At 33.6% G+C, this 12,386-nt stretch carries 13 protein-coding genes; 6 read left to right on the top strand and 7 right to left on the bottom strand.

Translation table 11 applies throughout. From position 1 onward, the window contains the following. Positions 1-28: 28 nt before the first annotated feature. The 3 genes from QWY99_RS01955 to QWY99_RS01965 form a co-directional block, all read right to left on the bottom strand. Positions 29-742 carry a YqjF family protein gene (locus tag QWY99_RS01955; protein WP_290260363.1) on the bottom strand — a complete coding sequence of 238 codons (714 nt, stop codon included), beginning with the start codon at positions 740-742 and terminating at the stop codon, positions 29-31. Beyond that, positions 739-1,059: a hypothetical protein gene (locus tag QWY99_RS01960; protein WP_290260365.1), complete on the bottom strand. Its 321-nt coding sequence runs from the start codon at positions 1,057-1,059 to the stop codon at positions 739-741. The genes QWY99_RS01955 and QWY99_RS01960 overlap by 4 nt, the downstream gene beginning before the upstream one ends. Before the next feature lie 73 nt (positions 1,060-1,132). Next, entirely contained in the window at positions 1,133-1,636 is a 504-nt protein-coding gene (locus QWY99_RS01965; RefSeq protein ID WP_290260367.1) for a GbsR/MarR family transcriptional regulator, read from the bottom strand. Positions 1,637-1,890: 254 nt separating this feature from the next. Between QWY99_RS01965 and QWY99_RS01970 the strand changes: the two genes are divergently transcribed. The 4 genes from QWY99_RS01970 (at position 1,891) to QWY99_RS01985 (ending at position 6,135) form a co-directional block, all read left to right on the top strand. Beyond that, positions 1,891-2,124, top strand: a complete 234-nt coding sequence (locus QWY99_RS01970; protein ID WP_290260369.1) for a hypothetical protein — start codon at positions 1,891-1,893, stop codon at positions 2,122-2,124. 30 nt (positions 2,125-2,154) lie between these two features. Beyond that, positions 2,155-2,640 (top strand): hypothetical protein, encoded by a 486-nt coding sequence (locus QWY99_RS01975; protein WP_290260371.1) that lies wholly within the window; start codon positions 2,155-2,157, stop codon positions 2,638-2,640. Between the two features lie 2 nt (positions 2,641-2,642). Beyond that, on the top strand, positions 2,643-4,253 hold the full coding sequence (locus tag QWY99_RS01980; protein ID WP_290260373.1) for a tyrosinase family protein: 1,611 nt from the start codon (positions 2,643-2,645) through the stop codon (positions 4,251-4,253). A gap of 79 nt (positions 4,254-4,332) precedes the next feature. Continuing rightward, positions 4,333-6,135, top strand: coding sequence for a hypothetical protein (locus QWY99_RS01985; RefSeq protein WP_290260375.1), 1,803 nt, complete (start codon positions 4,333-4,335; stop codon positions 6,133-6,135). Between the two features lie 59 nt (positions 6,136-6,194). Here the strand turns inward: QWY99_RS01985 and QWY99_RS01990 are convergent, their stop codons facing one another. From QWY99_RS01990 to QWY99_RS02005, 4 genes are all read right to left on the bottom strand, one after another. Then, a complete protein-coding gene (locus QWY99_RS01990; RefSeq protein ID WP_290260377.1) occupies positions 6,195-8,222 on the bottom strand; it encodes a M3 family metallopeptidase in 2,028 nt (675 codons plus the stop codon). A 74-nt stretch (positions 8,223-8,296) separates the two neighbouring features. Continuing rightward, positions 8,297-8,782 carry a 5-(carboxyamino)imidazole ribonucleotide mutase gene (purE, locus tag QWY99_RS01995; protein ID WP_290260379.1) on the bottom strand — a complete coding sequence of 162 codons (486 nt, stop codon included), beginning with the start codon at positions 8,780-8,782 and terminating at the stop codon, positions 8,297-8,299. Positions 8,783-9,293: 511 nt separating this feature from the next. Continuing rightward, a complete protein-coding gene (locus QWY99_RS02000) occupies positions 9,294-10,442 on the bottom strand; it encodes a 5-(carboxyamino)imidazole ribonucleotide synthase (RefSeq protein WP_290260382.1) in 1,149 nt (382 codons plus the stop codon). A 54-nt stretch (positions 10,443-10,496) separates the two neighbouring features. Beyond that, positions 10,497-11,048, bottom strand: a complete 552-nt coding sequence (locus tag QWY99_RS02005; protein WP_290260384.1) for a HEAT-like fold family protein — start codon at positions 11,046-11,048, stop codon at positions 10,497-10,499. A 99-nt stretch (positions 11,049-11,147) separates the two neighbouring features. On the opposite strand from QWY99_RS02005, the gene hpt reads away from it, so the two are divergent. Beyond that, positions 11,148-11,678 carry a hypoxanthine phosphoribosyltransferase gene (gene hpt, locus QWY99_RS02010; protein WP_290260386.1) on the top strand — a complete coding sequence of 177 codons (531 nt, stop codon included), beginning with the start codon at positions 11,148-11,150 and terminating at the stop codon, positions 11,676-11,678. A 90-nt stretch (positions 11,679-11,768) separates the two neighbouring features. Further along, entirely contained in the window at positions 11,769-12,341 is a 573-nt protein-coding gene (locus tag QWY99_RS02015; protein ID WP_290260388.1) for an adenylate kinase, read from the top strand. Positions 12,342-12,386 lie beyond the last annotated feature (45 nt).

Below are 12,386 nucleotides of genomic sequence, written 5' to 3' on the forward strand. Positions count from 1 at the left end.
GGAGATTAAATGAAATGCCAATACTAGTTTATATCTTAATTTTTTTCTTGTTCTCAACACTAATTTTAGAACCTACTGCTAAAAATGCAGAGAGAGGTTTTACCCCATTAAGGAATGCAAAATCATTTCCGTAGTTGTCTTCAAAATCAACATCAATTTTATAATTAATAAGTTGAAGTTGTTTCCATCTTGGATGTGTTACCTCATATTCATAGGTAGTATTCTTATCATATTTAGTATATCCAAAATAATGTTCGGTAATGAATTCTGCTTCTGAGTTAATTTTTATTTCTTTTTGAGTTGTTTCAGTTTCAACTTCTATCGTATTCCATTTATTTTGATACATCCATTGATAAACAAAAGTTTTAGAGTCTTTACTCTCAATAATAGCATGTTTCATTTTATTAGTTTGATAGTGCTCTTTATATAAAGTGTTTGCAATAAAAGTAATAGCAGTTTTAGGAACTATTTCTTTTATGAAAATAACACCACGTTTCCAAGTGCCCTTTTCTAACCGTTTAACGTAAAAGCGCAGGTTTACCTCTTCGAAGTCGATATGAAAAGGGATTTTTATGCCTAATACTTTCGTGTTTTTAAACAAAAAACCAACTAGACTTACGTAACACTTGTTATCCCATAAATCAATTTCGGTTCCAGGCGGAACATATTTCTCAAGTATTTTAGCATTGATCTCATAATTGAATAATGCTAAATTTTTCCATTCGGCGGTTAAGAAGCTCATGATTCTTTTTCTTTATATATCAGTACAGAAAGATAAATGGCGAGAATAAGTGGGACAGGCACGAGTACATAATTAATGAAGTTATTGTAGCCAATGAAACTATTAAAGAACCAAAGTGCAAAGAACAAAGCTACTGCAGCAATGTATATCTGAATCTTGGTGTCTTTTGGATTATCAATAAGCATTATTACCCCTAACGAAAATTGAATTAATCCTGTAAGCATAGTAGATAATAAGGCGAATATAATAGCTCCTTCTTTGAATATTGGAGCTGTTATTGCAATGGTAAGCGGAATTGCAAGTGCTAGGGTGTTCATTTTTTGTAAAGCTGTCATTATTATTGAGTTTTTTAAACTTTCAGAAAAAAATGAAAGTTTAGATTAAATTTTTTTATTTCATTATTTTAAGTACCAAACGGCCTAACCAGTTTTCATTAAATTCGGTCATTTTATCTAACATATTATCAGCCTTTAAAACAAAATCATACAATTTAGCGGTTTGATCTACAAAGTGTTTTTCTTCTGCTGAATCTTTTGATTCAATCGAGGATACTTCTTTTAATATTTTAAGTGCTGGTTTAATTTCGCGTTTACTTCTTTCACGAGCAATTTTTACAGCTAGTTCATCTAAATCTTTTTCGGCAGTAAAAAATTCTCTACGTTCTCCCGCTTTGTATTCTTTGTAAACAATTCCCCAATCCATCAGAGCTCGTAAATTCATACTGGCATTACCACGAGAAATTTGTAATTCTTCCATAACGTCTTCCATAGAAACAGCTTCGTTTGAAATCATTAATAAAGCATGGATTTGTGCCATGGTTTTATTAATACCCCATTGAGAACCTAAAGCTCCCCATGTTTGAACGAATTTATTTTTTGCCTCTTTGAATTCCATTTTTTACTTCTATAATTTTCTGATTTCAAATATTCTTTGTGATACAACAAATGTAAATAAAAGTTTTCAAACTTTCAAAAATAAATGAAACTTATTTTCGTAACTGATTTATTTTTTTTTAATCTGAAAATCAGGTATTTATACGCTTTTAAGGTTTCTAGTATTATTGTTCCTTTATTATGTAATAATCAAAAGTTTTGATACCAAAAGATTGCCCCAAAAATCTTTATTACTTAACCTATAAATGTTTAAATATGTCACACATTACTTCAAAGTTAGATTCTGGTACACAGACTGGCCAGAATTTTCACAATCATTCAAATTTATGTATTGATTTAGATCATCTTGATTTTACAAAACAGAATTATCACGCAACAACTTTAGCTCGTATTGAAGCTGGAGTGGCTAACCCTAAAGAATCATTTTTGCGAAGTAAATATGGTATGCTTTGGTTTAAAAATTCAGAAGCAATTAGTGAAGTACTCTAATTATTCGAGAATAATTTAAAACGGTAAGCTATGAACAATTCTATTCTTGAAACTAGAAGTTGCTGTTGCGCAATTAAAGAACATAGTCATACAGTAGAGAAGCCAATATCTAAAACTAAAAAAACATTTAGAGCAATCCCTTCAATGTTTTTAAGTATTCTTATTGCTTTTTTTCCTAAATGCCCAGTTTGTTGGGCAGTTTATATGAGTATGTTCGGAAGTCTTGGTTTGGCACAACTACCTTACATGGGTTGGTTGTTGCCTGTTTTAATGGTTTTTATGGTGGTTCATTTATTTATGATCTATAAAAAATCAACAGCTAAAAATTATTTACCCTTTTTGTTAAGCTTAACAGGAACACTTATCATTCTTATAGGGCGATTTTCCTTTGCAGATGAAAAATGGTTGCTTATAACAGGTATGATTTTTATTATAACGGGCTCATTACTCGTTCAATTTCCTACTATTCGAATTCATTTATTCCCAACTAAACACAATAATATAAAAAACGTATAACTATGCCTACTACAAAATTAAATATCAGAAAATCTATTGCAGAATTACAAAGAGATTATGAAAGCGGTAATAAAACCGAATTAGAAAATTTAATGCGCGCTTGGAAAGGAATTAAAGAACTTCCTGCAGAAAATGAGCATTCTTTTTTTAGAATTGGAGGTTTTCATGGTGAGCCTTTTAGAGGTGCTGGGTGGGGAAGTAGTGCCTATTGGGGCGGTTATTGCAATCACGGAAATGTATTGTTTCCAACATGGCATCGAGTTTATATTCTTAAAATAGAACAAGCCTTGCAAAGTATTGAAGGTTGCAAAACAGTAATGCTACCTTATTGGGATGAAACTGATGAAGAATCATTAAAAAAAGGAATTCCAAAATGCTTAACAGATGAGTTTTTTGTACTTGACGGTAAAAAAATTGCCAACCCTTTGCGCTCCTTTATTTTTCCTAAAAACATTGTTGATAATATACAAGGCGAGAATAATTTGTATAACAAACCCAAAGGATACGAAACAGTTCGTTATCCATTATCGGGCTTGGTAGGTACCGAAAAAGATCGTGCCGAAACGGATGCGCACAATGCTAAATTTCCCGATTATAATAAAAATGTAGCGATTCTAAATGATAATGTGTTAAACTGGTTGAACTCCTTTATAATTGTAAAAGGAAAAAAGATTGAAACTAATGTAAATAAGAAATTTAGAGATTGTTTGAATGCACCAAATTTTACAGTTTTTTCAAATACAACTTCTGTTTCTGAATGGAATGCGAATCTTGAAGAAGGTCAAGACTTGGTCGTCTCTCTCGAATCTCCACATAATAGTATTCATCTTGCAGTGGGTGGTTGTGATTTACCAACCTATGACCGTTCGCCTATTCCTGGTGCAAATGGAGATATGGGGGAGAATGATACTGCAGGATTAGATCCAATCTTTTATTTTCACCATTGTAATATAGACCGTGTATTTTGGCTTTGGCAGAAAAAACATGGATTTACAGATCACCTTGAGATTTTTCCTGAATATCCAGGAACAAATACAGTTGATAGTCAGGGGCCAACGCCAGGGATGGCTCCTAATTCATGGCTTAATTTAGAGAGCCCGCTTAATCCGTTTACGATTATCGAAGACAAGAAAGAAAGACCTTATAATTCTTTGGACTGTATTAACATCGAAAAACAGTTGGGATTAACTTACAGTGTTGGGTCTCTTGAAGAATCAAATGAAAAGAAACTTTTAGCAAATGAAGAAGAAGATTCAAAAATCATTAAAGTGTCAAGAATCAATAAGGCTCCGATAAGAGGTTCTTTTTTGATTTCTGCTTTTGTAATGGTTGATGGCAAAAAAGAACATCTGGGTACAGAAGCTGTATTAAGTCGTTGGAGTTCGCAATATTGTGCCAATTGCCAAACGCATCTGGAGGTAAAAGCATTTTTTAAATTGCCAATTCCAAAAGAGGATGGAAAGAATTTATTAACGGCTTCTTTAGTTAATAGTGTTGAAATAGAAATTTATGGAAGAGATGGGCAACTTAATGATGCTGGAAATGGTACGGAAAATAGATTGTTTAAAGATACTGGAAAACCGCCAGTGAGTTTCCATATGGAAATAGTTTAATGTTTAAATAGAAGTCTATTATCTATATCTAAAATGGGTTTTGTGAACTAAAATCAACCAATTTTAAAAATAAAAAAAAATGAAAAAATTAACCACTAAAATTGCTTTAGTGTTATTTACTATAGCAATAATTCTATTTATAGGATGTAATAAAAAAAAGGAATTAGTTGCATCAGTTTCTAATAGTGATGAGTATTTGCCACAAGATGTAAAACAATCCTGTACAGTTTCAGAATCTGAATTTAATTCTTGGTTTAAAACTGGAAAAGCGTCAGAAAACGGCTTGGTAGAACCAGCAAATAGTGTGACATTTCCTAGTCAGAATAATTGTGATTTCTACAAATGGTCTGAGCAAATGTTTTTATGGATAACTTCGCCTGCATCGGGAACATATAATGGTAAAGGTACGGTTTTAGAGTCTTCCGTTTTCTATAATGTTTCTCCTCCAGATGCTAAAGGAAAACGTACTATGACGCAGCATAATCCCGATGAAATACTTAGTGCAGTAGGTACTATTAATCAAAACGGACCAAACCGTTTGCCACTTGTAAGTGATAAAACAGGAAGGCTATTTGAGGTTGAACCTGCAAAAAAGGATGAAAAAGTTAAGGATGAAATGAATAAGTTAGTACAAGTAAGTCGTATTACAACAGATGCAAAAGGATTGCATTTGTTTATCGATAGTAAAGGACAAGTTATTAAAAGTGCGAAACCAGTTATTGATAGTAAATTAGATTCTAAGAATGTTTTGCAAGAATTTAAAGTGGGCAAAAAATCTGTGTTTTTTGATTCTAATGGTAATGAGGTTGAAACAGAACAAGGGCAGGCAGGATCTAATGGTGCTTTAATGGGAGAAAATAAATCATTAGTGTATTATATCACTATGGTTAATGATGTGTATGCTTATTTCTTAACAGGAGTTAATGAAGGGAAATTAAATGGCAGCAAATTTCCGACAACTGCTAGTGCAAGAGATAGTATTTTGGCTTATGCAAAAACCAAAGGATGGGCAACTCCTCCGGATCCAAATGCATTGGCAATGGAATTAAAAACGTCATGGATTGAAGTTAAAGATTTACCTAATGCTGCTACCTATATTACTATAAAGGCTAAGATTCCTACTTATAATAAATCTAATCCGAATAAGTGGGTTGTAAATGGAGAAACGACTACAACATTAGCTTTAGTTGGTATGCACGTGGTAGGGAGTGTAGCTGGACATCCTGAGATGATTTGGGCAACTTTTGAACATGAAAAAAATTCTCCTAATGCTACTTATGCTTATAGAGATATAAATGATAAAATTAAACATGTGAAAGCAGACACAGGTGAAGGGTGGCTTTTTAATGCTCATGCAAATGATACCACAGGAACGCAAAATATACAAAATATGACCGTTAGTGGAGATACAATTAAAGTGACGAATCCAGCTGTTAATAGCCCCACTGCGAGAAGGATTATGGCTTGGGGTGTTGCTTCAAATATGGTTCCTAATGGAGAAGATAAAACGCCAGCTGATTCTAATAGCGAAGTCATTTCTATAAATAATGCTGTGCGCAAAATGCTCAGCGGAAATGATATCAGGAGAAATTATTTATTGATTGGAGCAACATGGACTTTTGGAGGATCGGCACCAAATGGTAAATCATATCCGTATGGATCCGCAACAGATTCTATTCATAGAGGTGATGCGATTGGTACAGGTCAATTGGCAAATACGACTATGGAAACGTATTTTCAGTCTCCAAGTTCTGCTAGTGATGCAACCGATTCTAGATCATGTTTCTATTGTCATCGTTCATTGACTCCAGGAAAATTGAGTCATGTGTTTAGTTCAATAGTATCGTTGCCTTCATATACTAAAAAAGTATTACCTAAGTAAATTACTAATTCAAGTAAAAAAAGCCAGTACTAAATTTTTAGTTACTGGCTTTTAAATTTTTATATCAATCCTGCTCTTTTTAATAAAGCTTCAGGTTTTGGTTCTTGACCTCTAAAGCGTTTGTATAAAATCATCGGATGCTCCGTTCCTCCTTTTGAAAGTACGTTGTCTTTAAATTTAGTTGCCACCTCTTTATTGAAAATTCCTTTTTCTTGAAAGTATTCAAAAGCATCAGCATCTAGAACTTCGGCCCATTTGTAGCTGTAATATCCAGAAGAATAACCTCCTTGGAAAATATGTGAAAATGCAGTACTCATGGCATTTTCTTTCACATCAGGATATAATTGCGTGTCTTTAAATTGTTCCGTTTCAAATGCTTTTAAATCGGTAATTGCAGTTGGATCTTGTCCGTGCCAAGCCATATCTAATAATCCAAAGCTTAACTGACGTAATGTGGCTAATCCTTCTTGAAAACTAGCACTTTCTTTAATTTTGTTTACATACTCCATCGGAATGACTTCACCTGTTTCATAGTGATTAGCAAACAATGCTAAAGCTTCTGGCTCATAACACCAGTTTTCCATAATCTGACTTGGTAATTCTACAAAATCCCAATAAACAGAGGTTCCTGATAAGCTTGGGTAAGTTGTATCAGCTAACATTCCGTGTAATCCGTGACCGAATTCATGAAACAAAGTTGTTACCTCATTAAAAGTTAGTAATGAAGGTTTCGTTTCTGTAGGTTTTGTAAAGTTACATACGTTTGAAATATGCGGTCTTTCGTTTACTCCGTCTTTTCTATATTGAGATTTAAACGATGTCATCCAAGCCCCATTTCGTTTTCCTTTTCTTGGGAAAAAATCAGCGTAGAAAATAGAAACTAATTCGTTTTTATCGTTCGTTACTTCGTAAGTCATTACTTCTTCGTGGTATTTGTCAATGTCAAATACTTCAGTAAAAGTAAGTCCGTATAGTTTTCCTGCAATTGTAAAAGCACCGTTTAGTACTTTTTCTAATTGAAAGTAAGGTTTTAATTTTTCATCATCTAAATTAAAAAGCTGTTGTTTTAATTTTTCTGAATAATAAGCACCATCCCATTTTTCTAATTGTTCGATTCCGTCTAGCTCTTTTGCGAAAGCAGTAAGTTGTTCAAATTCTTTTTTGGCAGCAGGCTTCGCTTTAGCCAATAAATCATTAGAGAAAGAGAATACTTTTTCTGGGTTTTCGGCCATACGTTCTTCAAGAACAAAATGGGCATGCGTTTTATATCCTAGTAAATTGGCTCTTTCAAAACGTAGCTTAACGATTTTAAGAACAATTTCTTGATTGTCGAATTCATTATTTTTGAAAGCTTTTGCTCCAAAAGCGATTGCAAGTTTTTTACGCAATTCACGGTTGTCAGCATAAGTCATAAACGGAACATAGCTTGGATGATCTAGAGTAAAAATCCAACCTTCTTTATTTTGACTTTTAGCCAATGAGCGAGCTGCTTCGATAGTTCCTTCTGGTAATCCAGCTAAGTCACTTTCGTTTGTTAAATGTAATTCGAAAGCGTTTGTTTCAGCTAAAACATTCTCGCCAAATTGTAGACTTAATTTAGATAACTCTTTGTCGATTTCACGTAATTGGTTTTTCTTTTCTTCAGGTAAATTAGCTCCGTTTCTTGAAAAACTTTTATATTTTTTATCTAAAAGTGTAGTTTGCTCTGGATTTAGATTTAAACTCTCCTTTTGGTTATAAACAGCTTTTATTTTAGCAAATAAAGCAGCGTTTAATGTGATGTCATTTCCGAATTCTGATAATAGTGGCGAAACTTCTTGCGCGATTTTTTGCATCTCGTCGCTAGTTTCTGCTGAATTTAAATTGAAGAAAATACTTGAAACGCGGTCTAGGATGTCTCCTGTATAATCCATTGCTTCAATAGTATTCTTGAATGTTGGAGCTTCAGTATTGTTTACAATTGCATCTATTTCAGCTTTCGCTAAAGTAATTCCTTCTTGAAAAGCAGGAACGTAGTCTTCGATTTTAATTTCCGAAAAAGGCGCTGTATTGTGTTTTGTATTGAAGTAGTTTGTTAAGATGCTCATGTTTTTTTAGTATTCAGTTGCAGTCTCTGTTTTCAGTAGATCGTGTGACTGAAAGCGGAGACTGAAAACTATTTTTATTTTTTTAAACCTTCAGAAGATTTGTAAACCGCTTCTTTTAGGCTTTCTTTATAGGCGATGATTTTATCTAAAACCACTTTATCATGGCTTCCGATGATTTGCGCTGCAAGAATTCCTGCATTTTTAGCTCCATTTAAGGCAACAGTTGCAACAGGAACGCCACCTGGCATTTGTAGAATAGATAAAACACTATCCCAACCATCGATTGAGTTGCTAGATTTTACTGGAACTCCAATTACTGGTAAAGGCGACATCGATGCTACCATTCCAGGTAAATGAGCTGCTCCACCAGCTCCAGCAATAATTACAGAGACACCATTTAGGTGCGCATTTTTACTAAAATCAACTAATTTCTCAGGTGTTCTGTGTGCAGAAACAATATCAACTTCTACAGCGATATCAAATCCTTTTAATATATCGATAGCATCTTGCATTACTGGCATGTCAGAGATGCTTCCCATTATTACGGCTACTTTGCTCATGTTTTTATTTTATTTCAAGTTAATGTTACAAGTTGCATTACTGCGACCGAAAACGGTGACTGTTCTATTTTGTTTCAAGTTACAGGTTTCAAGTTTTGCATTGCGACTGCAAACTGCCACTGCGACTGTTTTGTTTCAAGTTCTACACAGTGACTGCAAACTGAGACTGCGACTGTTCTATTTTGTTTCAAGTTTCAGGTTTCAAGTTTTGCATTGCGACTGCAAACTGCCACTGCGACTGTTTTATTTTGTTTCAAGTTACAGGTTTCAAGTTTTGCATTGCGACTGCAAACTGCCACTGCGACTGTTTTGTTTCAAGTTCTACACAGTGACTGTAAACTGAGACTGCGACTGTTCTATTTTGTTTCAAGTTCTATACTGTGACTGCAAACTGAGACTGCGACTGTTCTATTTTTTTTCAAGTTTCAGGTTTCAAGTTTTGCATTGCGACTGCAAACTGCCACTGCGACTGTTTTGTTTCAAGTTCTGTACTGCGACTGAAAACTGAGTACTAAAGACTAATTACTTTAATAGTATTCTTTACATCTTCAGCAATTCGTCTTGCTTCGTTCATGTCTTCATTTACGATAGTAACGTGACCCATTTTTCGGAAAGGGCGAGTTTGTTTTTTACCGTATATATGAGGTGTAACGCCATTCCAACCTAAAATTGTTTCGATGTTTTGGTAAACTACGTCACCAGAAAAACCTTCGGCACCAACTAAGTTCACCATAACTCCAGCAACTTTGCTGTCGGTGTTTCCTAAAGGAAGATTTAATATAGCGCGTAAGTGATTTTCGAATTGCGATGTATAACTAGCTTCGATAGAATAATGACCAGAATTGTGTGGGCGAGGAGCAACCTCGTTTACCAAGATTTCATCGTCTTGAGTTTGGAACATTTCGACAGCTAATAATCCTACGTGATTAAATTTCTCCGAAACATTAAGTGCAATTGCTCTTGCTTTTTGAGCTACTTTCTCATCAATTCTAGCAGGACAAATCACATATTCAACTTGGTTTGCCTCAGGATGAAATTCCATTTCGACAACAGGATATGTTTTTATTTCTCCCGATGGATTGCGACAAACAATAACAGCCAATTCGTTTTTGAAAGGCACCATTGTTTCTGCAATGCATTCTACATTTGGTAAATTATCTAAATCAGAAATTTGACGAATCACTTTTACGCCATTTCCATCATATCCAAATTCTGTGCATTTCCAAACAAATGGTAATTTTAGATTTTGAGCATTCGATTTAAGACTTTCCAGATTTTCAAATCTTTCAAAAGGAGCAGTCGGAATATTGTTTTTAGAATAAAAATCTTTTTGGATTCCTTTATTCTGAATTCCTCTTAAGGTTTTTGGCGAAGGATATACTTTTACACCTTCACTTTCTAATTTTTCAAGAGCCTCGAGGTTCACGAGTTCGATTTCAAAAGTTAGAACATCTACTTGTTTTCCAAAATTGTAAACCGTTTCAAAGTCCATTAAGTCACCTTGAAAGAATTTATTACAGGCGATTTTGCTTGGAGCTTCATCGCTTGGGTCTAAAACATAGGTTTGTATGTCAAATTTTCGTGTGTCAAAAAGAAGCATTTTGCCTAATTGTCCACCGCCTAATATTCCTAATTTAAAATCAGAAGAAAAATAATTCATTGTTGTGTGTTTGTGATGCGCAAAGATACTTTATAATGATTGAATAGGAAAATGCTATTTTATTTTCTTGAGAATTTCTCGAGCAACTGCTTTATAAGCAGCAGTATGGTTAGCGTAATCCTTGGTAAGTATGATTTGTAATTCGGGATGAATCCAATCGTAATGTTTGCCTAATATATGTAAGGTACGAATGGAGTAGGCTTTTGCTGCTACTTTGGTATCGGTAATTAACCAATCAAAACTGGCTTCGATGATGTCTTGAAGCTGTATTTCGGAAAGCGTAATTTTTGTTTCTGCTTTTTTGTAATGAGCTGTAACTAGTAGTTGACAGATTTTTGCAATGGGTCTAATCGCACTTTCGTCTTTTAGATGTTTTAGATTTGAGCAAAAAAAATCAAGATGAGGTTGCAACCATTCTAGCTTTTCATAGCATACAAATTCCAATATCCAGCAGGCTTTGTGTGTGTTTTTATCAGAAATAGTAAAGCAAATTGAAATTAACTCAGGAAAACAATCAGGATTTTCTAAAACAAATTGAGCACCTTTAAGTCTATTTTCTCTGTAAGCACTTACGTAATCAAGGTTTTTCTGTAATTCAGAGGGCATCGATTTTTTTTTTGATTTAAAAATACAAATTTAAGGTCAATTTTCGATTCTAAAACTCGAATTCTGTATCTTTGCCCATTATTTTAAATGTAAAAAATAATGATACAACTTCACGATAAACAATTTGTTCCGTTTATTTCTGCTAAAGAAATCGATTTTGCAATTACTAAAATGGTAGCCCAGGTACAGGATGATTTTGGAGATGAAATTCCAATTTTTATCGGTGTGCTTAACGGCTCTTTTATGGTTGTGGCAGATTTTTTGAAAAAATATAAAAAACACTGCGAGGTTTCATTTATAAAAATGGCTTCTTACGAAGGAACTGAAACAACTCATGACGTTAAGCAATTGATAGGGTTAAATCAAGATTTAACGGGAAGATCTGTTGTTATTATCGAAGATATTGTTGACACAGGGAATACTGTAGTTGAACTTAAAGAAATATTCAAGCAGCAAAATGTTAAGCATTTAAAAATAGCTACTTTATTCTTTAAGCCAGAGGCATATAAAAAAGATGTTAAAATTGATTATATCGGAATTCGAATTCCAAACAAATTTATTGTTGGTTACGGTTTAGATTACGATGGTTTGGGAAGAAATTTGTCTGAAGTATATCAATTAGCAGAATAATTTTAGAACTAAAAACTAAAGAAATATAAATTAACTATTCATTTTAAACTTCTTTGAGTAATAAAGGAAGTACGACACAACACACAAACTATGATTAATATTGTTTTATTTGGAAAACCTGGTGCAGGAAAAGGAACTCAGGCAGAATTTTTAAAAGAAAAATACAAATTAACACATCTTTCAACAGGAGATATTTTTCGTTTTAATTTAAAAAACGATACAGATTTGGGAAAGAAAGCTAGAGTTTTTATGGATAATGGAGAATTGGTTCCATGTGCAGTAACAACGGCTATGTTAATTGATGAGGTGAAAAAACACCCAGATACTGCAGGTTTTTTGTTTGACGGTTATCCAAGAACATTAGAACAAGCTGAAGCATTAGATAAGTTTTTACCAACTATTGGTACGAGTGTTACAGCAACAATCGCTTTAGAAGCTGATGATGAGGTTTTAGTAGCTCGTTTATTAGAAAGAGGTAAAACTAGTGGAAGAGTTGATGATCAAGATGAAGAGAAAATTCGTGTTAGATATCAAGAATATAATGAAAAAACAGCTCCGTTAATTGGATATTATAAAGAGCAAAATAAATTTCACGCTGTAAACGGAATCGGAACTGTAGAAGAAATAACCGAGCGTTTGACTAGTGTAATTGATAATTTGTAATACAAACAAAATTGTTTAAAGTTTAAGGTTTAAAATGAGTCTAAC

This window comes from Flavobacterium branchiarum (assembly GCF_030409845.1).
Taxonomy (GTDB): Bacteria; Bacteroidota; Bacteroidia; order Flavobacteriales; family Flavobacteriaceae; genus Flavobacterium; species Flavobacterium branchiarum.